Source organism: Providencia sp. AGC89 (assembly GCF_053543535.1).
In genome coordinates this window covers 16,876-38,837 of record NZ_JBIXLP010000068.1, presented here as the reverse complement: position 1 = coordinate 38,837, position 21,962 = coordinate 16,876, and the positions used below count along the sequence as shown (strand labels likewise).

At 39.8% G+C, this 21,962-nt stretch carries 21 protein-coding genes; 13 read left to right on the top strand and 8 right to left on the bottom strand.

Annotated features, from left to right (window positions below):
- Nucleotide 1: 1 nt before the first annotated feature.
- The 9 genes from murD (at nucleotide 2) to lpxC (ending at nucleotide 10,338) form a co-directional block, all read left to right on the top strand.
- Nucleotides 2–1,312, top strand: coding sequence for a UDP-N-acetylmuramoyl-L-alanine--D-glutamate ligase (gene murD / locus ACIPUA_RS13880; protein WP_071548284.1), 1,311 nt, complete (start codon nucleotides 2–4; stop codon nucleotides 1,310–1,312).
- Nucleotides 1,312–2,505, top strand: a complete 1,194-nt coding sequence (ftsW, locus tag ACIPUA_RS13875; RefSeq protein ID WP_042845117.1) for a cell division protein FtsW — start codon at nucleotides 1,312–1,314, stop codon at nucleotides 2,503–2,505. Before murD ends, ftsW begins: the two co-directional genes overlap by 1 nt.
- Complete coding sequence (gene murG, locus ACIPUA_RS13870; protein ID WP_042845116.1) at nucleotides 2,502–3,575, top strand: undecaprenyldiphospho-muramoylpentapeptide beta-N-acetylglucosaminyltransferase; 1,074 nt, start codon at nucleotides 2,502–2,504, stop codon at nucleotides 3,573–3,575. The genes ftsW and murG overlap by 4 nt, the downstream gene beginning before the upstream one ends.
- A gap of 46 nt (nucleotides 3,576–3,621) precedes the next feature.
- Nucleotides 3,622–5,085, top strand: coding sequence for a UDP-N-acetylmuramate--L-alanine ligase (gene murC / locus ACIPUA_RS13865; RefSeq protein ID WP_042845115.1), 1,464 nt, complete (start codon nucleotides 3,622–3,624; stop codon nucleotides 5,083–5,085).
- Between the two features lie 2 nt (nucleotides 5,086–5,087).
- Nucleotides 5,088–6,008 carry a D-alanine--D-alanine ligase gene (locus ACIPUA_RS13860; protein WP_071548283.1) on the top strand — a complete coding sequence of 307 codons (921 nt, stop codon included), beginning with the start codon at nucleotides 5,088–5,090 and terminating at the stop codon, nucleotides 6,006–6,008.
- 1 nt (nucleotide 6,009) lies between these two features.
- Nucleotides 6,010–6,816 (top strand): cell division protein FtsQ, encoded by an 807-nt coding sequence (ftsQ, locus tag ACIPUA_RS13855; RefSeq protein WP_042845113.1) that lies wholly within the window; start codon nucleotides 6,010–6,012, stop codon nucleotides 6,814–6,816.
- Between the two features lie 29 nt (nucleotides 6,817–6,845).
- Nucleotides 6,846–8,102, top strand: a complete 1,257-nt coding sequence (gene ftsA / locus ACIPUA_RS13850) for a cell division protein FtsA (RefSeq protein WP_042845112.1) — start codon at nucleotides 6,846–6,848, stop codon at nucleotides 8,100–8,102.
- 60 nt (nucleotides 8,103–8,162) lie between these two features.
- Nucleotides 8,163–9,320, top strand: a complete 1,158-nt coding sequence (ftsZ, locus tag ACIPUA_RS13845; RefSeq protein ID WP_042845111.1) for a cell division protein FtsZ — start codon at nucleotides 8,163–8,165, stop codon at nucleotides 9,318–9,320.
- Between the two features lie 100 nt (nucleotides 9,321–9,420).
- A complete protein-coding gene (gene lpxC, locus ACIPUA_RS13840; protein WP_042845110.1) occupies nucleotides 9,421–10,338 on the top strand; it encodes a UDP-3-O-acyl-N-acetylglucosamine deacetylase in 918 nt (305 codons plus the stop codon).
- A 36-nt stretch (nucleotides 10,339–10,374) separates the two neighbouring features.
- Here the strand turns inward: lpxC and ACIPUA_RS13835 are convergent, their stop codons facing one another.
- Nucleotides 10,375–10,896 carry a DUF721 domain-containing protein gene (locus ACIPUA_RS13835; RefSeq protein WP_042845108.1) on the bottom strand — a complete coding sequence of 174 codons (522 nt, stop codon included), beginning with the start codon at nucleotides 10,894–10,896 and terminating at the stop codon, nucleotides 10,375–10,377.
- 83 nt (nucleotides 10,897–10,979) lie between these two features.
- Between ACIPUA_RS13835 and secM the strand changes: the two genes are divergently transcribed.
- From secM to mutT, 3 genes are all read left to right on the top strand, one after another.
- A complete protein-coding gene (gene secM, locus ACIPUA_RS13830) occupies nucleotides 10,980–11,507 on the top strand; it encodes a secA translation cis-regulator SecM (protein ID WP_042845101.1) in 528 nt (175 codons plus the stop codon).
- A gap of 99 nt (nucleotides 11,508–11,606) precedes the next feature.
- Entirely contained in the window at nucleotides 11,607–14,318 is a 2,712-nt protein-coding gene (secA, locus tag ACIPUA_RS13825; protein ID WP_042845099.1) for a preprotein translocase subunit SecA, read from the top strand.
- 65 nt (nucleotides 14,319–14,383) lie between these two features.
- Complete coding sequence (gene mutT, locus ACIPUA_RS13820; RefSeq protein ID WP_449059795.1) at nucleotides 14,384–14,773, top strand: 8-oxo-dGTP diphosphatase MutT; 390 nt, start codon at nucleotides 14,384–14,386, stop codon at nucleotides 14,771–14,773.
- Nucleotides 14,774–14,903: 130 nt separating this feature from the next.
- Here mutT and yacG read toward each other — a convergent pair whose 3' ends face one another.
- From yacG to ampD, 7 genes are all read right to left on the bottom strand, one after another.
- Nucleotides 14,904–15,101, bottom strand: a complete 198-nt coding sequence (gene yacG / locus ACIPUA_RS13815) for a DNA gyrase inhibitor YacG (RefSeq protein WP_042845096.1) — start codon at nucleotides 15,099–15,101, stop codon at nucleotides 14,904–14,906.
- 15 nt (nucleotides 15,102–15,116) lie between these two features.
- A complete protein-coding gene (zapD, locus tag ACIPUA_RS13810; RefSeq protein WP_042845094.1) occupies nucleotides 15,117–15,875 on the bottom strand; it encodes a cell division protein ZapD in 759 nt (252 codons plus the stop codon).
- A gap of 8 nt (nucleotides 15,876–15,883) precedes the next feature.
- Nucleotides 15,884–16,489, bottom strand: coding sequence for a dephospho-CoA kinase (gene coaE / locus ACIPUA_RS13805; protein ID WP_042845092.1), 606 nt, complete (start codon nucleotides 16,487–16,489; stop codon nucleotides 15,884–15,886).
- A gap of 165 nt (nucleotides 16,490–16,654) precedes the next feature.
- Complete coding sequence (locus ACIPUA_RS13800) at nucleotides 16,655–17,842, bottom strand: type II secretion system F family protein (RefSeq protein WP_071548281.1); 1,188 nt, start codon at nucleotides 17,840–17,842, stop codon at nucleotides 16,655–16,657.
- Between the two features lie 2 nt (nucleotides 17,843–17,844).
- Nucleotides 17,845–19,242 (bottom strand): ATPase, T2SS/T4P/T4SS family, encoded by a 1,398-nt coding sequence (locus ACIPUA_RS13795; RefSeq protein WP_042845090.1) that lies wholly within the window; start codon nucleotides 19,240–19,242, stop codon nucleotides 17,845–17,847.
- A gap of 12 nt (nucleotides 19,243–19,254) precedes the next feature.
- Nucleotides 19,255–19,680, bottom strand: a complete 426-nt coding sequence (gene ppdD / locus ACIPUA_RS13790) for a prepilin peptidase-dependent pilin (protein ID WP_042845088.1) — start codon at nucleotides 19,678–19,680, stop codon at nucleotides 19,255–19,257.
- A gap of 271 nt (nucleotides 19,681–19,951) precedes the next feature.
- Nucleotides 19,952–20,494: a 1,6-anhydro-N-acetylmuramyl-L-alanine amidase AmpD gene (gene ampD, locus ACIPUA_RS13785; RefSeq protein ID WP_370661217.1), complete on the bottom strand. Its 543-nt coding sequence runs from the start codon at nucleotides 20,492–20,494 to the stop codon at nucleotides 19,952–19,954.
- Nucleotides 20,495–20,600: 106 nt separating this feature from the next.
- Between ampD and nadC the strand changes: the two genes are divergently transcribed.
- Complete coding sequence (gene nadC / locus ACIPUA_RS13780) at nucleotides 20,601–21,503, top strand: carboxylating nicotinate-nucleotide diphosphorylase (protein WP_042845085.1); 903 nt, start codon at nucleotides 20,601–20,603, stop codon at nucleotides 21,501–21,503.
- The last annotated feature ends 459 nt before the right edge of the window (nucleotides 21,504–21,962 follow it).

Here is a 21,962-nt window from a genome sequence, read left to right as displayed (position 1 = left end):
CATGGTCGATTATCAGGGTAAGAATGTAGTTATTATAGGTCTTGGGGTAACAGGCCTATCCTGCGTTCATTTTTTCATTGAGCGTGGCGTTGTGCCGCGTGTGATGGATACCCGAACCGTACCGCCCGGTGTTGATAAACTTCCTGTAAATGTGGCGTGCCATAGCGGTAGTTTGAATAACTCATGGCTACAAGAAGCGGATTTAATTGTTGCAAGCCCTGGTATTGCTTTAGCAACACCGCAATTGCAGCAAGCTGCACAAAACGGCATCGAAATTGTGGGTGACATTGAACTCTTTTGCCGTGAAGCCGATGCTCCGATAGTGGCTATTACGGGGTCGAATGGTAAAAGTACGGTTACCTCACTTGTGGGTGAAATGGCAAAAGCCGCCGGGATTTCAGTCGGCGTTGGTGGCAATATAGGTATTCCTGCACTTTCATTACTGAATGCAGGGCATGCTCTCTATGTTTTAGAGCTATCAAGCTTTCAACTGGAAACGACATCCAGTTTAAAAGCGGCTGCTGCAACGGTATTGAATATTAGTGAAGACCATATGGATCGCTATCCATTGGGGCTAGTGCAGTATCGCGCAGCAAAATTGAAAATTTATCATCAAGCTGAAAACTGCATTGTGAATGGGCAAGATGCGCTGACATTACCCGAAAACCTAACACAAGATGAATGCATCAGTTTTGGTTTAAATAACGGTGATTATTTCTTTGATACCCAAAAACGTGTGTTAGTGGCTAAAGGTGAGCAACTGTTGGATGTTAACGAGATGCATCTGACCGGCCAACATAATTACCTCAATGCGTTAGCCGCATTAGCCTTGGCAGATGCAGTTAATATTCCTCGTAAAGCGAGTGTACAAGTCTTGAAAGAATATGCAGGGCTGGCACACCGTTTTGAATTGGTCCTATTTAAACATGGTGTTCGTTGGATTAACGACTCTAAAGCAACTAATGTTGGTAGTACAGAAGCGGCGCTGAATGGGTTACATGTTGAAGGCACTTTGTATTTATTATTAGGTGGCGATGGTAAGTCTGCTGATTTTTCATCACTCAAACCTTATATTGCTGCGGATAACTACCGTTTGTATTGTTTTGGTCGCGATGGTGAAACATTGGCGGCGCTGGCGCCGGAAAAATCAGTATTGACAGAAACCATGGAGCAAAGCTTACGCCAAATTGCACCAAATTTAAAAGCCGGTGATATGGTGTTGTTATCTCCTGCCTGTGCAAGTTTGGATCAATTTAAAAGTTTTGAGCAGCGCGGTGCTGTCTTTGCTCAATTAGCCGAGGAGTTAGGTTAATGACAATACCGGGTGCATTGCGTATCAAAAACTGGGTCATTGGTGAAAGAAATGGCGTGATTTCAGGCTCAACGCTTTACGACCGTACATTAGTATGGTTGGCATTCGGTCTTGCTGCGGTTGGTTTCATTATGGTGACATCCGCGTCGATGCCCGTAGGGCAACGTTTAACGGAAGACCCATTCTATTTTGCTAAACGTGATGTTGTGTATATCGTCATTGCATTTATTTTAGCGCTAGGTGTAATGCGTATTCCGATGGCGGTTTGGGAAAAATACAACTTTATATTACTGATGGCATCATTAGCCATGCTAGTTGTAGTACTTGTCGCAGGCAGCTCGGTTAATGGTGCATCACGCTGGATAGATATCGGGTTGGTAAAAATCCAGCCTGCGGAGCTCTCAAAATTTACATTATTTTGCTATGTATCTAGTTATTTAGTTCGTAAATCAGATGAGGTACGTACACGCTTCCTCGGTTTTATCAAACCAATGTGTATTTTGGTCGTTATGGCCTCTTTACTGTTATTACAGCCTGATTTAGGAACCGTCATTGTTTTAGTGGTCACGACACTTGGTTTATTGTTTTTAGCTGGGGCAAGGCTCGCACCATTTATTATTGGGATCGCTGCTTGTGCAGTTGGGGTATTAGCATTGATTTGGTTTGAACCATATCGTTTGCGACGTGTTACCTCTTTCTTAAACCCATGGGATGACCCGTTTGGTAGTGGTTATCAGTTAACGCAATCCTTGATGGCTTTTGGTCGTGGGGAAATGTTTGGTCAGGGGTTAGGTAATTCAGTACAAAAATTGGAATATTTGCCCGAAGCGCATACGGATTTTATTTTTTCAGTTTTAGCCGAAGAGCTGGGTTATTTAGGCGTGGTACTGGTTCTGCTAATGGTATTTATGTTGGCATTCAGGGCGATGATGATTGGTCGCCGCGCATTAATGTCAAATCAACTGTTTGGTGGTTATTTAGCGTGCTCAATTGGGATTTGGTTTACTTTCCAAGCACTTGTCAACGTCGGTGCGGCATCCGGTATGCTGCCAACGAAAGGGTTAACATTACCATTAATTAGTTATGGTGGTTCAAGTTTACTGGTTATGGCTGCTGCGATAGCAATATTATTACGAATTGATTTTGAAACACGTCTTGAAAAAGCACAGGCGTTTGTAAGGAGCGTTAAATGAGTCAGGCAAAAAAACTACTCGTCATGGCCGGTGGAACAGGGGGACATGTTTTTCCTGGTCTAGCTGTGGCGCATTATTTGCAGGCTCAGGGCTGGGAAATTCGTTGGTTAGGCACCGCCGATCGTATGGAAGCTACATTAGTACCTAAACATGGCATTGATATCGAGTTTATTCAGATATCGGGTTTAAGGGGAAAAGGGATTGCGGCATTGGTCGGTGCACCTTGGCGGATTTACAAAGCGATCCGTCAAGCTAAGGCCATTATTAAACAGTATCAACCCGATGCAGTCTTAGGGATGGGGGGCTATGTCTCCGGTCCGGGTGGAATTGCAGCATGGCAGTGTGGGGTTCCGGTTGTTTTGCACGAACAAAATGGCATCGCTGGTTTAACGAATAAATGGTTATCTCGAATAGCTAAGCGTGTATTACAAGCTTTTCCGGGGGCATTTCCAAATGCACCTGTGGTTGGCAACCCCGTCCGTGAAGATGTTTTAGCTTTACCGGCCCCACAAATCCGTTTGGCGGGTAGAGATGGCGCAATACGTGTATTGGTTATCGGTGGTAGCCAAGGGGCGCGAATTTTAAACCAAGTTATGCCTTTAGTGGCTGAAAAAACAAGCAAGCAGTTAAATATTTGGCATCAGGCTGGAAAAGGTAGTAAAGGTTCTACTGAAGCATTGTATAATGAACACCTGCAAGTTTCGGGTAATTCCGAGTATAAAGTTACTGAATTTATTGACGATATGGCGCAAGCTTATGCTTGGGCAGATATTGTTGTTTGCCGCTCAGGTGCATTGACAGTAAGTGAAGTTGCAGCCGCAGGTTTACCTGCCATTTTTGTTCCTTTTCAGCATAAAGACCGCCAGCAATATTGGAATGCACTGCCGCTAGAAAAAGCAGGGGCCGCTAAAATATTAGAACAGCCGCAATTTACGGCTGATGCTGTGGCTAACCTACTTGAACAGTGGGATAGGGCAACGTTACTGTCGATGGCGCAAAAAGCCCATGATTGTGCAATAACTGATGCAACGGAACGCGTTGCTGCTGTTATTTGCGAAGTGGCTAAATAATTTTAGCCATAATTGATACCGATTTAATTAGAAGCGAAGAAATATAGTGAATACACAACAATTAGCGAAATTAAGAATATCAGTGCCAGAAATGAGAAGAGTTAGGCACATCCATTTTGTTGGCATCGGTGGTGCCGGCATGGGTGGTATCGCTGAAGTGTTGGCAAATGAAGGTTATGAAATTAGTGGTTCTGATTTAGCACCAAATGCAGTGACTCAACAGTTAACCGAATTGGGCGCAACAATTTATTTTAACCATCGCCCCGAAAATGTTGAAAATGCGAGTGTGGTTGTAGTTTCTACAGCTATTTCCAGTGAGAACCCTGAAATTCAAGCAGCAAAAGAGTTACGTATTCCTGTTATTCGCCGTGCAGAAATGTTAGCTGAACTAATGCGTTATCGTCATGGTATTGCTGTTGCAGGGACTCATGGCAAAACAACAACGACAGCAATGATTTCTGGGATTTATGCACAAGCAGGTTTAGACCCAACCTTTGTGAATGGCGGTTTAGTTAAATCAGCAGGGACACATGCTCGCTTAGGCAGTAGCCGTTACTTAATTGCTGAAGCTGATGAAAGCGATGCTTCATTTTTGCACTTACAACCGTTAGTTGCGGTCGTCACGAATATTGAAGCTGACCATATGGATACTTATCAAGGTGACTTTGATAATTTAACCAATACGTTCATTAACTTCTTACATAATTTGCCATTTTATGGCCGTGCAGTCATGTGTATTGATGACCCTGTAATTCGTTCATTATTACCCAAAATTGGTCGTTATATAACGACTTATGGTTTTAGTGAAGATGCTGATGTGCGTATCACAAAATATGAACAAAAAGGTAATCAAGGTTTTTTCACCATTGCGCGTGAAGGAATGCCAGAACTGACTGTCGTACTTAATGCGCCGGGGCGTCACAATGCATTGAATGCAACGGCTGCGGTTGCTGTGGCAACTGAGGAAGGCATTGATGACTTACATATTTTGTCTGCGCTGGTAGAGTTCCAAGGCACTGGGCGTCGTTTTGATTTCCTAGGTAATTTCGCATTACGCAATGTGAATGGTAAGGAAGGCGAAGTGATGTTAGTTGATGACTACGGTCATCATCCAACAGAAGTTGACGCCACCATTAAAGCAGCAAGAGCAGGTTGGCCAGATAAACGTATTGTTATGATTTTTCAGCCTCATCGCTATACACGTACGCGTGATTTATACGATGATTTTGTTAATGTGCTGGGGCAAGTTGATATATTACTGATGTTAGATGTGTATTCTGCTGGTGAGAAGCATGTTCCGGGGGCTGATAGCCGCTCATTATGTAGAACAATTCGTGGTCGCGGTCAGATTGATCCTATTTATGTTGCCGACGTTGAACAAATACCACACATCCTAGCTCAAACTCTTGATGAAAATGATTTAATTTTAGTTCAAGGCGCAGGAAATATTGGTAAAATAGCAAAAAACCTAGCGGAAACGAAATTACAGCCGCCGATGGTTGAGGAATAAATATGGCAGAGAAAGTTGCGGTTTTATTAGGAGGGACATCCGCTGAACGTGAGGTTTCACTTCAGTCAGGGAGTGCTGTGCTGACAGGGTTACGTCAAGCAGGTATTGATGCTCATCCTATTGATACCAAAGATTTTCCTGTTGAAACACTGAGAAATGCAGGTTTCGATAAAGTATTTATTGCGTTACATGGTCGTGGCGGTGAAGACGGAACATTACAGGGGTTATTGGAATTTTTAAACCTACCTTATACTGGTAGCGGTGTAATGGCCTCGGCACTCAGCATGGACAAGCTAAGAACAAAACAATTGTGGGAAGGGGCAGGGTTAAGTGTGTCTCCGTATGTATACTTGACTCAGCAGCAGTATACCCAAGCTTCCCATGAACAAGTTATCGAAAAGGTTCAACAACTCGGTTTACCACTTATTGTTAAGCCAAGTTTAGAAGGTTCCAGTGTTGGGATGAGTAAAGTCGACAGTTTAGAGACATTGTCTTCAGCACTAGAATTGGCATTTCAGTTTGACGATACAGTGTTGATAGAAAAATGGCTTAGTGGCCCAGAATTTACGGTTGCAATATTAGGTGATAAGACATTACCGTCCATCCGTATTCAACCACCGGGTATTTTTTATGACTATGAAGCAAAATATCTGTCAGATGAAACGCAATATTTTTGCCCAAGTGGTTTAGATGAACAAGCGGAATCTGAGTTGTCTGAGTTAGCAATGAATGCATATCAGACAGTAGGATGTGAAGGCTGGGGGCGAGTGGATGTAATGCAAGATAGTGACGGTCAGTTCTATTTATTAGAAGTGAATACCTCACCAGGCATGACTAGCCATAGCCTAGTACCAATGGCCGCACGTCAAGCAGGTATGGAGTTTTCTGAGTTAGTTGTGCAAATTTTGAAATTGGCTCGTTGATATGTCGCAGGCAGCATTAAACGTTAAACATCATAACCATAAGAACGATGAAGACCCAAGTTCAGGGCCAAGTAATGGTGCATTTTTAGGTGGGTTATTTTTCTTCCTAATTGTTGTAAGTACTATCATTTGGAGTGGTTGGATGGTAACGACATGGATGAAAGATGCAGATAGGCTACCAATGTCTAAGTTGGTTCTAACAGGGGAGCGTCATTACACCAAAAATGATGATGTTAGAAAGGCAATTTTAGCATTAGGGCAACCGGGTACGTTTATGACAGTTGATGTCAATGCTATCCAAAATCAAATAAGCATGATGCCTTGGATACGCCAAGTTACAGTGCGCAAACAATGGCCTGACGAATTAAAGATTCACATTGTTGAGTATCGTCCATTTGCAAGGTGGAATGATCAAAACATGGTAGATGGAGAGGGGCGGGTATTTAGTTTACCGGTCAGCGAAAATGGGAAAGGCGACTATGTGTTGCTGTATGGCCCACAAGGTAGCCAAAAAGAAGTTCTTAAAGAATTTGCAGTATTTAAGAATACGTTAGCTGCACATAACTTAAAGCTAAAGTCACTCTCTATGACTGCTAGGCATGCATGGCAAATTATTTTAGACAACGATGTCAGAATTGAACTGGGTAAAAAAGATGTTTCAGAGCGGCTAAACAGGTTCCTTGAACTTTATCCGCTTTTGCAGCAAACGACGGATAAACGAGTTGATTATGTTGACTTACGTTATACCAGTGGTGCTGCGGTGGGTTGGGCACCACTATTGGTCGATGCTCCACCGAGTTTACAATAATGACTAATAACTCTAATTAGGCAGAAGAAATGATTAAAGCAACGGACAGAAAATTAGTGGTAGGCCTTGAAATTGGAACTTCCAAGGTATCAGCCCTTGTTGGCGAAATTCTGCCCGATGGTATGGTTAATATTATTGGGGTGGGAAGTTGTCCATCTCGCGGAATGGACAAAGGTGGCGTAAACGACCTTGAATCAGTGGTAAAATGTGTCCAAAGAGCGATTGATCAGGCCGAATTAATGGCAGATTGCCAAATATCTTCAGTATATCTTGCGTTATCGGGTAAGCATGTTAGCTGCCAAAATGAAATTGGTATGGTGCCAGTTTCAGAAGAAGAAGTGACACAAGAAGATGTTGATAGTGTGGTACATACTGCAAAATCAGTTCGTGTTCGTGATGAACACAGAATATTGCACGTAATTCCACAAGAGTTCGCGATAGATTACCAAGAAGGGATTAAAAACCCGGTTGGGTTATCGGGTGTACGTATGCAAGCCAAAGTACATCTGATCACCTGCCATAATGATATGGCGAAGAACATAGTCAAAGCAGTTGAGCGTTGTGGGTTAAAAGTCGATCAGCTTATTTTTGCGGGTCTTGCTGCAAGCTATAGCGTGTTAACTGAAGATGAGCGTGAGTTAGGCGTTTGTGTCGTCGATATTGGTGGCGGTACAATGGATATGGCAGTTTATACGGGGGGCGCTTTACGCCACACTAAGGTTATTCCATACGCAGGTAATGTGGTGACTAGTGATATCGCTTATGCTTTCGGAACACCGCCAACAGATGCAGAGGCAATCAAAGTGCGTCATGGTTGTGCAGTAGGTTCGATTGTCAGTAAAGATGAGACCGTAGAAGTGCCTAGTGTGGGTGGTCGTCCACCTAGAAGTTTACAGCGTCAAACCTTAGCAGAAGTTATCGAGCCACGGTATACTGAGCTGTTAAACTTAGTAAATGAAGAAATTTTAAATTTACAGGAACAGTTACGCCAACAAGGTGTCAAACACCATTTGGCCGCTGGTATCGTGTTGACTGGTGGAGCAGCTCAAATCGATGGTTTAGTCGAATGTGCTCAAAAAGTGTTCCATACGCAAGTGCGAATTGGTACACCGCTCAACATCACAGGATTAACGGATTATGCGCAGGAGCCATACTATTCAACTGCGGTTGGGCTTCTGCACTACGGTAAAGAAAGCCATTTAGGCGATGATACCGAAATAGAAAAACGAGCATCAGTGAGCGGGTGGTTTAGTAAAATAACTAGCTGGCTGAGAAAAGAATTTTAATTTTTATAAAGAAGCATATTATTAGCTTCAAAAGTAGTAAGCACAAAACGGAGAGACATTATGTTTGAACCAATGGAGCTAACCAACGATGCGGTGATTAAAGTCATCGGCGTTGGGGGCGGCGGCGGTAATGCCGTTGAACACATGGTGCGTGAACGTATTGAAGGCGTTGAGTTCTTCGCTGTCAATACAGACGCACAGGCACTGCGTAAAACCGCAGTTGGACAAACTATCCAGATCGGTACAGGTATTACCAAAGGTCTGGGTGCTGGCGCAAACCCTGAAGTCGGCCGTAATGCCGCTGAAGAAGATCGTGAAGCTCTGCGTAATGCATTAGATGGCGCAGATATGGTCTTTATCGCAGCAGGTATGGGCGGTGGTACAGGAACTGGGGCTGCTCCAGTTGTTGCCGAGGTAGCCAAAGAACTGGGTATTCTGACAGTTGCTGTTGTGACTAAGCCTTTCAATTTTGAAGGTAAAAAGCGCATGGCATTTGCAGAAGCGGGGATTACTGAGTTATCAAAACACGTAGACTCACTGATCACCATCCCAAATGATAAATTATTGAAAGTACTTGGTCGTGGTATCTCGTTACTAGATGCTTTTGGTGCGGCAAATGACGTACTTAAAGGTGCAGTACAAGGTATCGCTGAACTGATTACACGCCCAGGTTTGATGAACGTAGACTTCGCTGACGTACGTACAGTCATGTCAGAAATGGGCTACGCGATGATGGGTTCAGGTGTCGCTCGTGGTGAAGATAGAGCAGAAGAAGCGGCTGAAATGGCCATTTCTAGCCCACTACTTGAAGATATCGACCTGTCTGGTGCGCGTGGTGTGTTGGTTAACATCACCGCTGGTTTCGACCTGCGCTTGGATGAGTTTGAGACGGTAGGTAATACTATCCGTGCTTTCGCATCTGATAATGCGACGGTAGTAATCGGTACTTCTCTAGACCCAGAAATGCACGAAGAGCTGCGCGTCACTGTTGTTGCTACGGGTATTGGTATGGACAAACGTCCTGAAATTACCTTAGTCAGCAATAAGATGTCTCAGCAGACGTCAATGGAGCAACGTTATCAGCAAATGCAAAATAGCATGTCTTCATTAACAGAAGAGAAACCAGCAGCTAAAGCGGTTAATGACCAAAATACGCAAACAAATAAAGAACCAGATTATCTTGATATTCCTGCGTTCTTGCGTAAGCAGGCCGATTAATTTTAATTTATATTGGTTTCTCCGCTTTTTGTGCTAAAATTTCCTACTGGTTATCCTGTAAGATAATCAGTAGGACTTATAACATTGCGAGAAAAATACGATGATCAAACAAAGGACATTAAAACGTATAATTACAGCGACTGGTGTCGGTTTACATACCGGCAAAAAAGTTACGCTTACTTTACGTCCAGCGCCGGCCAATACCGGGGTCATCTACCGTCGTACTGACCTTAATCCACCGGTTGATTTTCCGGCAGATGCGAAATCAGTTCGCGATACTATGTTATGTACTTGCTTAGTCAACGAAGATAACGTACGTATTTCAACTGTTGAGCATTTGAATGCTGCCTTAGCAGGGTTAGGTATCGATAACATTGTTATTGAAGTCAATGCGCCTGAAATCCCTATTATGGATGGCAGTGCAGCACCATTTGTTTTCTTACTGCTTGATGGCGGTATCGAAGAGTTAAATTGTGCAAAGAAATTTTTGCGTATTAAAGAAACTGTACGTGTTGAAGATGGTGATAAATGGGCAGAGATGAAACCTTATAATGGGTTTAGTCTTGATTTCACTATTGATTTCCAACACCCGGCTATTGATAGCAGCACACAACGCTATTCACTTGATTTCTCTGCGGAATCATTTGTTAATCAAATCAGCCGAGCACGTACTTTTGGTTTTATGCGTGATATTGAATATCTGCAATCAAAAGGCTTATGCTTAGGCGGTAGTTTCGACTGCGCTATCGTTGTTGATGACTATAAAGTTCTTAACGAAGATGGCTTACGTTTTGAAGATGAATTCGTTCGTCACAAAATGTTGGATGCAATAGGTGACTTATTCATGTGTGGGCATAACATTATTGGCGCATTTACTGCGTTCAAATCTGGTCATGCACTGAATAATAAACTTCTACAAGCGGTTTTAGCGAAAGAGTCCGCTTGGGATCTTGTTACCTTTGAAGATGAAGCTCAATTGCCAGTGGCATTTAAAGCCCCTTCAGCTGTATACGCATAACGTTGGTTATGCGGCTATCACCGAAAATAATCGGGGTTAGCCCTTTCTGTTGGCTGTGCTAGTACTCTCTCCGGCTAGTGCAGCCAGCCGCTCAAACCTTTCTTTTAACCCTTTTGGGCTATTCTCCGCTAATTTTAATAATGTTAGTGCTGTTTGCGTGCTTATCTGACGGTTGTTCATTTTTTGACTTGCTGAGTCTGTTTGCTTAGTTACTGAACTATTTTGCTTCGATTTTCGCATTAGATCGGGATTGATTCTGATGTCGATAGAAGATAAAGATGGTAGAATAGATGTCCTTAATGCAGAAAGAAGGTTTATTTTTTCATAATTAAGGCGGGTCATCCAGCTGGCATTAGCCACTTCGAGGACCATAACATTGTTACGGTAGTTTGCAACACGGCACATTGGTTTGATTTCACTAGGAAGTAAGCCTTTTACTGCACGGTTCAGTTTAACAATGGCTTTTGCATTGCGCTGAATTATCTGCAACGTGTTCGATGATGTTGCCAATGACCCTTCAAGAACATCAAAAAGTGCTTGGGGATGACTATCTCTCATTTTTGGCTCCAGCTAACAATGTGCAATGATAAAACGTATAGACAGATAATAGCATTGTCACGAATTGATGATATAAGAGTTTAATGGGCATTTTAAATTTTTGGCGACAACTTGGTAGAAAATACTTTTGGTCCCACCTATTATTAGGTGTGGTTGCCACGGGTGTCGGCTTGCCTACAATTTTAAATGCATTATCTGAGTCTCAATTAACACAAATTAACTCTTCACCAGTTAATCGCCAAAGTCAGGCGGTTAATGCGTTTGATAATTTATTTGCTCAGCAAAATTCTCAACGTTCTTCATCCTCATCCTCTTTTTCGGTTAATTATTGGCAGCAACATGCGGTAAGAAATGTCATCCGTCAGTTAACTTTTGCCTTTTCAGCAACCGAAGATGACGATGCAAGTACGGCCAAAAAAGAATCAGAACAACTTATTGTACCACAATTGATGTTAGATACGTTGTATGCCATGTTGGCTCAGCGTTCACTTCAATGGGATGAACGTATTGTTCAAGTTAATCATTATGATTACCCTCACTTTATTTCCTACCAACCTGCGATGTGGGTGGCACAAGTCCATGGTATTCGTGCAGGGCCGTTAACTTCTTAATCTCCCTCATAAAGTATCAGCAGATATCGCTGTATTATTTTATGGCATAACAATGAATAAAAAATTAAATAACTAATTGATATATTAGAGATTAAAGATATGTTAACAAAGATCCTAACCAAAGTTTTTGGTAGCCGTAACGACCGCACACTACGCCGCTTACGCAAAGAAGTTGAAAAAATTAACCGTTTAGAGCCTGATTTCGAAAAGTTATCGGATGATGAACTAAAAGCTAAAACAATTGAGTTTCGTGAGCGTCTAGAGAAAAACGAAAGCTTAGAAAGCATCATTCCTGAAGCGTTCGCTACGGTACGTGAAGCGAGTCGACGTGTATTTGGTATGCGTCACTTTGATGTACAGTTAATTGGTGGGATGGTACTGAATGAACGCTGTATCGCTGAAATGCGCACAGGTGAAGGTAAAACACTTACCGCAACGTTACCTGCATATATTAACGCATTAAGTGGCAAAGGTGTCCATGTTGTAACAGTAAACGACTACTTAGCAAAACGAGATGCGGAAAATAACCGCCCATTATTTGAGTTCTTAGGCTTAACGGTGGGTATTAACTTACCGGGTATGGCTCCTCCAGCGAAACGCGAAGCGTATGCTGCGGATATTACTTATGGAACTAATAACGAGTTTGGCTTCGACTACTTACGTGACAACATGGCGTTTAGTCCTGAAGAACGCGTTCAACGTAAGCTTCATTATGCTTTAGTGGATGAGGTTGACTCAATCCTTATCGATGAAGCTCGTACACCTCTAATTATCTCAGGTCCTGCTGAAGATAGCTCAGAATTGTACCAAAAAGTGGATAAACTAATTCCACATCTGCAACGCCAAGAAAAAGAAGACTCCGATACTTTCCAAGGGGAAGGTCATTTTTCGGTTGATGAAAAGGCACGTCAAGTTACCATTACTGAGCGTGGGCTAGTATTAATCGAAGAGTTATTGGCAAAAGAAGGCTTAATGGCTGAAGGAGAGTCGTTATATTCTCCATCTAACATTATGTTAATGCACCATGTTATGGCTGGCTTACGTGCGCATGCTTTATTTACGTTAGACGTTGATTATATTGTAAAAGATGGCCAAATTGTTATTGTCGACGAACATACAGGTCGTACAATGGAAGGGCGTCGTTGGTCTGATGGTTTGCACCAAGCTGTTGAAGCGAAAGAAGGTGTTGAAATCCAAAATGAAAACCAGACACTCGCGTCTATAACATTCCAAAATTACTTCCGTTTGTATGAAAAACTAGCCGGTATGACGGGTACCGCAGATACAGAAGCGTTTGAATTTAGCTCTATTTATAAACTTGATACCATCGTTATTCCAACTAACCGCCCAATGGTTCGTAAAGATTTACCTGATCTGGTTTATATGAATGAAGCAGATAAATTCGCTGCAATTATTGAAGATATCCGTGAAAGAACTGCCAATGGTCAGCCAGTACTGGTCGGTACTATTTCGATTGAAAAATCAGAGCTAATTTCTAATGCATTGAAAAAAGCTAAGATTGCGCACAATGTTCTTAATGCTAAATTCCACGCAATGGAAGCTGATATTATCGCCAATGCGGGTCAAGCGGGTGCTGTCACCATTGCAACGAACATGGCGGGGCGTGGTACTGATATTATGTTGGGTGGTAGCTGGCAATCTGAAATTGCCGCTTTGGAAGACCCAACTCAAGAACAAATTGATGAAATCAAAGCCCAATGGAAAATTCGTCATGATGCAGTATTAGCATCCGGCGGTTTACATATCATTGGTACAGAGCGTCATGAGTCTCGCCGTATTGATAACCAGTTACGAGGCCGTGCTGGTCGTCAAGGGGATGCAGGTTCATCACGTTTCTACTTATCGATGGAAGATGCACTTATGCGCATTTTCGCCTCTGACCGTGTCACTGGGATGATGAAAAAACTAGGGATGAAACCTGGTGAAGCAATAGAGCATCCATGGGTCACTAAAGCGATTGCGAATGCGCAACGTAAAGTTGAAAGCCGTAACTTTGATATTCGTAAACAATTACTTGAGTATGATGATGTAGCGAGCGACCAACGTCGTGCTATCTATACTCAGCGTAATGAATTGTTGGATGGTGGTGATATCAAGGAAACCGTTGATAGCATTCGTGAAGATGTATTCACAACAACAATGGATGCATATATTCCTCCGCAATCATTAGAAGAAATGTGGGATATTGAAGGGCTACATCAGCGTTTAGTTAATGATTTTGACCTCGATTTACCAATCAAAGAGTGGTTAGATAAAGAACCAGAACTGCACGAGGAAACATTGCGTGAACGTATCATGGCAAAAGCCATTGAAGTTTATGATCGCAAAGAAGAAATTGTCGGTGCAGAAGCAATGCGTAACTTTGAAAAAGGGGTAATGTTGCAAACATTAGATACCTTATGGAAAGAGCATTTAGCTTCAATGGATTATTTACGTCAAGGTATTCATTTACGTGGTTATGCTCAAAAAGACCCGAAACAAGAATATAAACGTGAGTCTTTCAGCATGTTTGCAAATATGCTTGAAGCACTGAAATATGAGGTGATCAGTACGTTATCTAAAGTACAAGTTCGTTTACCTGAAGAGGTCGAAGCTTTAGAACAACAGCGCCGTGAAGAAGCAGAGCGTTTAGCGAAGAAACAACAACTTAGTCACGAAGCAGGTTCGGAATCTTTAATGACTGAAACTGAAGCCAAAATAGCAACACAAGGCCATAAAATCGGTCGTAATGACCCATGTCCTTGTGGCTCAGGTAAAAAGTATAAGCAATGCCATGGCCGCTTAAACTAATTCGTTGTTAAAAATATCAATACTATAAAAAAGGCGGGGGTACCCGCCTTTTTGGTGAAGAAATAATGGAAAAAAAACATTTGCATATTGCAGCTGGGATTATACGCAATTCACAGCAGCAAATTTTTATTACTAAACGCCCAGAAGGTACTCACATGGCTGGTTTTTGGGAGTTTCCGGGCGGCAAGCTTGAAAAAGGAGAATTACCAGAAGCGGCATTAATCCGTGAACTTGAAGAAGAAGTTGGCATTATTGTCACTCAAAGTGAATTATTTCACCGCGTTGACCATGAGTTTGATGATCGGTTTATTACACTTTACTTCTTTATGGTTTCCGAATGGGATAATGAACCTTATGGTAAAGAAGGGCAGGTTTCACGTTGGGTTGCTCAACAAGATCTGGTTGCGGATGAATTCCCACCAGCAAACCGTGTTATTGTTGAAATGCTAAGGTAAAATCGGGTAGTTTTTAGCCCGGTACTAATTGAGGCCTAAACATAAAGAATCGTACCTGAAAGCATAATAAGTGGAAAATACATAAGGGGATAATCACCATATTTTGCATTTTCCACCTAAATTATAGATATTACTTATCGGGTTGTTCACTCCAATCATCGCTGTCAGATATGTCACCTTGACTCGCAATGCGTTTTTCTTCACTTGCCCATTCACCAAGATCAATAAGTTGGCAACGTTTACTGCAAAAAGGTCGATAAGGGCTAGTTTCATCCCAGACCACTATTTTTTTGCATGTGGGGCAATTTACCTCAATAATTTCACTCATAAATTATAACTCTAGCTAGCAACAGGATAATTCAAAATTAATTACGTCTGGTAGTATACCATTCTCACTGTCAATATGCAGGAAACGTAGAGCAAACCGTGTTTTGTGCCCTGAGATTTGCGGGTAAATCAGGTATTCTGTAGATAGCTTGATACGCAACAATTCTTTGCCTTCTACATTATCTTGGTAGAAGCCATTATTAGACTCTCTGACTTCGAATTTTCCACTTTGCCGAATTAAAGTAAGAACAGTTTTTAATGCGTCATTTAGAGGCTCAATACTTTGTAGCCAGCCGTTAATCGCTTTATCCCGTTCAACTTGAGGGATATTTAACCAGAGTTGTAATGTAGGAAGATCAAAACTACAGCATCCTCCAGGAATGCTTAGGCGTTGGCGCACCATACTAATAATTTTATCTGTACGTAAGTGATGACCAAAACGAGGCGCAGACATTAAATGGGAAATTTTACCGGATAATTGTTCTAATAATGAGGAAATCAATTCATTATCTGCGTTAGGGGCTTCAGCCCAATTGGATAACCGAGTCCGTTGTTTTTCAAGTTCTTTAATTAGCTCAGAACGAACTTCCCCTCTATCGAGAATTTCAATTAATTCTGAAACAGAGCGAAAAAAAGCGATACCTGAAGAATAAGAGGTAATATTACTAAGCTCATAAATTTGAGATAAAAGTGTTTCAAGGCGCAACCATGAACGGATCTTTTCATTCATCGGATACTCATAAGTAATAAAATTTGTTGCAATTAATTCGCCCATTTTTATTCCTATTTTTTTATTTTTGCTAATGCTAAATATTGATTGTGTAGAATTGCTACCTTATCTGAAATATCTGTGTCGTTAGTATGGTTTGTAATTATGTCATCGGCATAAGATAGACGTTTTTCACGGCTTACCTGCGCATTTAGTATATTCGTTATTTGCTCAAGACTGGTATTATCTCTTTTCAGGGTTCGTTGAATTTGTTCTTCGGGTGTTACATCTACAATTAACACTCTATTAGCCAAATGATAAATATTATTTTCAATTAATAATGGAACAACCCAGAGCACGTAAGGGTAATTTGCTTGTTGGAATTGCTTTTGTGTTTCTTGCTGAATAAGGGGGTGTAGCAGTGCATTCAACCATTTTTTTTCATTAGGGTTAGAGAAAATAATTTCCCTGAGCTTACGCCGGTTGAGAGAGCCATTAGGGAGAATAACCTCTTCACCAAAATGAGATTTAATGGTTTCTAATGCTGGTGTATTTGGCTCTACGACCTGACGCGCGATGACATCCGCATCGACAAGAGGGACACCGTATTTTGCAAACTCGTTTGCAACCGTTGTCTTTCCGCTACCAATACCACCTGTCAAAGCTACTATATAGGGCATAAAATTATTCATTTATTCATCGAAGAAAAATAGATTACACTGAAACAATCAGTTTGTCTTTACTCAATTTTGTATTAATTTCACTAGTTAAAAATAACTAGTGAAAGTACGCCATATGATATTGATATTCTGTAAATATAACAATTGTATCTTTATTAAAATAAGTTATAACCCAGTTATTACATTACCTAAATTAAATATCGGCAAATACATCGCTAACATAATCGTACCGACTAAAATTGCAATAAAAACCAATAAAATAGGCTCTAGGTTTTTGAGCGATTTTTCAGTTAAAAATAGATATTGCTCTGAATAATATTTAAATAAATATTGGGTGAAATACTGAAGCTTTCCTGACTCTTCAGCAATAGAGAGTAGCTGTACAGATAAATCAGGGAAGAATTTAGTGTGCTTCATTGCATAAGAAAGTAATTCCCCTTGGTGTACAGAGGTTTGTATTTGCCTACAATCTTTATTGTATTGGTAATTGCTGATAGTTTGAATAGTGCAACTTAAACATTCAGATAATGATAATCCGACTCTTAATGTTGAGTGCATGGTTAAAAAATAAAGGCTTAAGTAATGGGTTTGTATTAAATCTTTGAGTAATGGTATGCGCATCATGACTCTATTTAAAATAGATTTAAGTGTAAATTTAAATTTAACTGTTAATACTGATAAAGTGAAAAATATAAATAACAGAATGATTGATTTTTCTTGTATATATTCAGAGGTAAAAATAACAACTTTAGTAACAAAAGGTAATTCATGTTGAAAATTACCATATATATTTTCAAATTGAGGGACAACATAGTACATCATAATTATTAATAGTAAGATTGAAAATAGTGATAGTGCGATTGGATAACGTATTGCTTTTTTGATAAGTAATGCATTTTTTTCATTGTGTTCTAACATTGTGCTAATAACTTGAAAGCTTTCATCGTAACGCCCTGTTTTTTCGGCAACAATTATTAGGCTGACTATTGTGTTATTAAAAATAAGAGGGTGCTTATTTAGATGCTGTGAAAGCTTATCGCCTTTTTCTAGGTTTTCAATTGAATTTTCTATCATGTTTTGCCAATAAGGAAGGTGGCAATTAGATAGTAGTATTTTTAGGCATTGAACTAGGTTAATACCTGAAGATGCCAATATACTTAATTGGTGAAAGAAATGTATTCGATAATCTATATTCTCACGATTTAAAATAAAAATCATTTTAAATTTAATTTTTAATGGGGTTAGGTTATTTTTAGTAATTGCCAAAAAAGCATTTTTCTTACTACTGGCTAAAAGGTTTTTTTTAATTAAATTGTTGTTACTGTCAATAGCAATATATGAATAAATAAACATAATTATAGTTTTCCATGCCCAATAACAGAATAAATTTCTTGCAGAGTTGTTTCACCTGATTCAACTAAAGTTAGGCCTGCTTTAAATAAGTTATCGAAACCCTCTATGCTAGAGGGCTGACCAGAAAATAATTTGCCTATCTTTGGTTGATCGATATACTCATAAATAGCGGTTCTGCCCATAAAGCCAGAGAAGCAGAGCTCACACCCTTTAGACGACCACTGATTAATAATTAGATCATCATTCAGTTTAACGGGCTGCGCTGTAATTCCTTTACAATAAGGGCAAAGCTTTCTTACTAACCTTTGTGCTATTACCATTTTTAAACACGATTTTAATTCAATATGACTAACACCTAGCTGATTCATGCGCTCTATCGCACTAAAGGTACAATTAGTATGTAATGTTGATAAAACTAAATGCCCTGTTTGTGCGGCACGCGTGGCAATTTTAGCGGTTTCTTCATCTCTAATTTCCCCAATCATAATAATATCTGGGTCTTGTCTTAGTAATGCTCTCAGAATAAAAGCGAAGCTAAGATCATATTTTTCATTGACTTGAGTTTGATTGACCCCTTGTAAAGGGATCTCAATTGGGTCTTCGATGGTTGAGATATTTCTAGAGGACTTATTTAAATATTCAAGGGCACTATACAACGTTACTGTTTTACCGCTACCTGTAGGGCCTGTAACTAAAATTAACCCTTGTGGCTGATTTAGATAGTCTTGTAGTGAAGAAAGAAGGGAAGAGCACATCCCAATGTGCTCTAAAGAATATTTTAACTGTGTATTCAAAATGCGTAATACTAGTTTTTCACCATGAAGAGTTGGAATACTTGATAGGCGGATACTGTAATTTTTCCCATCAAAATACCAACTCATTTGCCCATCTTGTGGACGCCGTTTTTCTGCGATATTCATTTTTGCGAGTATTTTTATACGAGCAATGATTTCATTGTTAATTTCATATGGTGGGGAAGGGATAAAATATAATTTCCCATCAACCCGCAACCTAATCTTTAACCCTTGTTTGGTAGGTTCAAGATGGATGTCCGATGAACGTTTATGAACAGCGGTTTTTAGTAGGTCCTCAACAAAATCAACAGCGGGTGAGCTAACATTAAGGGACTCAGCCTCTTTAGGTTGATATTGAGTCTCTTCTTCTTTTATTTGATGTATTTCACTGTTGAAATAATGGTCGATTTTCTCTTTTGGCCAAATATCGTAGCAAACGGGTACACTTGCAATAAATTTTAGTGTGGCAATTAAATTATCATTAGGCTTTTTTGCGACAGCGATAGATAACCTTTTGTGATTATAATCAATTATGATCATATAGTTTCTATCACATATATTTTTTAACTCTTTTAAAATATATTGCTTGTCCTTGAGTGTGTTCATGAAAACTCCTAATTAAAATACAAATGTCTTTTCACATAATGATTTTAAATTTGCATCAGTTTTACTTTCACAAAGAACTGACCATTTAAAAGGCATGCTATTTGCTGGGATTGACGGTGTTAAGGTTATATTAAGTGCTGATAGTGACTTATCACCCGTTAATTTAATAACCCCAGACTTTACTTCTATTTTACTAATGTACTTTCCTGTTATATTAGTAGGTATGTTATTATTTCCATTATTACATTGTGATAAACTTCCTTGCTCAAAACTACACAGTTCTATACTACTTTTATAGGGGAGCACCATTTGTAGTACATCTGTCATCGCAGCTTTTTGCATATACCCTTGATAACCAGGAATAGCAATAGCACTAAGTATAGAAATGATTGCGATGACTACCATTATTTCGATAAGAGAAAAACCTTGCTGATTCATAATTAAAACCTCTTTTGTTTAGTGAGGTTTAATCATAATTAATTTTTTTTAATAAACTTATCGATAAATAAAAAAATAGAAAGCGTTTTGTAAGTTTTGTAGTGTGAAAGGATGCGTTACATTATTTTTTTCGAGTGGCTTCGCAATAAAAAAAGAATTGCTTTTAAAACAGTGTTAGGTAATGAATTGTTATATAAGATAATAGCGGTGCTATTAACAGCTAATATATATTAAAATAAAAATATTAGCTGTTAATTAAGTATAATAACTATTAACGTTTTAATTTATTTTTATATTTTTGCCAATCGAAAAATGGGCCTGGGTCTGTTTTCCTTTCAGGGGCTATATCACTGTGACCAGTAATATTATGTTTAATTAATGGGTACACAGAAATAAGCAACTGGGTTAGTTGGGCAAGAGACTGGTATTGCGCTTCAGTGAATGGTTCAAAATCTGTACCTTCCAGCTCAATGCCAATTGAAAAATCATTACATTTTTCTTTGCCTTGGTAGCTAGATTGCCCTGCATGCCAAGCTCGTAAATGAAAAGGTACATATTGAACGATCGCACCATCACGGCGTATTAAGCAGTGTGCAGAAACACGAAGGTGTTTGATTTCTTCAAAAAAGGGGTGTTCTTTAGGGTTTAACTTCCCTGTAAAGAGTTGATCAATATAAGGTCCACCAAACCTACCGGGGGGGAGGCTAATATTATGGATAACCAAAAGAGAAGGAATAACATTCTCAGGGCGTTGGTCGTGGTGTGGGGAAGGGATATGAGTCACATTATTTAGCCAACCATCATGTATTTTCATATCGTTATCCATAGTATTCTCTTTTCTTTTTTGTTAATACTCGTTATCTGCGAATGAAAAGATTAGCATAGATAAAATAAGACGGGTGCATATTTTGGAGTTATAAATGCCTATACGACGTTATGATGAACAGCAAAGACGTACAATTCTTCAGGCAAGATTGGATACGGATATTCCATTTATGGTTGGTGTTGCTCTGAAAGAAGATTTAGGTCAGGTCATTGATTATAAAAGGGATATAACAGGTCAGTTATTGAATGCGGATACTCAAGCGACTGCACGCATTATCACTCGTGAAAATGGGGTCTTTTGCGGGAAACAATGGTTAGAAGAGGTGTTTCTTCAACTAGGGGGGCAAGTCAAAATTGACTGGAAAGTACAAGATGGCGAAGTTGTTACGCCAAACCAAGTATTGTGTGAGATGCATGGCCCATCACAAATTTTATTAACTGGCGAACGTACTGCGTTGAACTTTATTCAAACACTTTCATCGGTATCAAGTGTAACCGCGCAGTATGTGAAACAAATCGAGGGGACGAAAGCTAAACTGCTTGATACCCGTAAAACCATACCTGGGCTGAGAACCGCTTTAAAGTATGCTGTGCTGATGGGCGGTGGTTTTAACCATCGACTAGGGTTGTCTGACGCTTATCTAATAAAAGAGAACCATATTATCTCCGCAGGGTCTGTTGAGCGCGCTGTTGAGTTAGCTCGCCAAGCTCACCCTGATGTACCGATTGAGATCGAAGTTGAAAGTTTAGCTGAGCTATTACGTGCTTTGAAGGCAGAGGCTGACATCATTATGTTAGATAACTTCACTTCAATGATGATGAAAGAAGCCGTAGTACTCACCGCAGGGAAAGCAGCACTTGAGGTCTCAGGGGATGTTACATTAAATACAATAAAGGAATTCGCGGAAACAGGGGTTGATTTTATTTCTGTAGGGGCATTGACTAAGCATATTAAAGCAATGGATTTATCAATGCGCTTTGTTGAAAGTAAAGTATAAATTGGCCTTTCTTTTACTGTTAAAATTAATTAGATCAAAGGGTTAGTAGAATCGGAGGGCGGTAAAATGTCATTATTTTTGTCGCCCCATGATTAAACTAAATAAATAGGCTTGCGCCTATCCGCAATATTGAAATATTAGCGTGTTATTCTATTCATTACTTCCATTTTATTCTGAAGTTTTATGGTAAAAAAAGTGTGTTATCAACACACTGTGTTTCACTTAAGTCAGGGTTAACTCTTTTGTTAACATTTTCATTACAATAGATAGTGTTTTTTAGAGCCTGAATATAGGTTGGTTTTTATTGTCGATTACTTATTCAGAAAATATGAATTTAAATTTAAAGAATGACTTACTTTAACGCTTCAGCTTTTGTTTTTTAGCATAAAAAATCGGTTTTAATGTTAAAAATATTCATATGTGATTGGTTATTAAGTTATCAAATCATGCTAAATATTA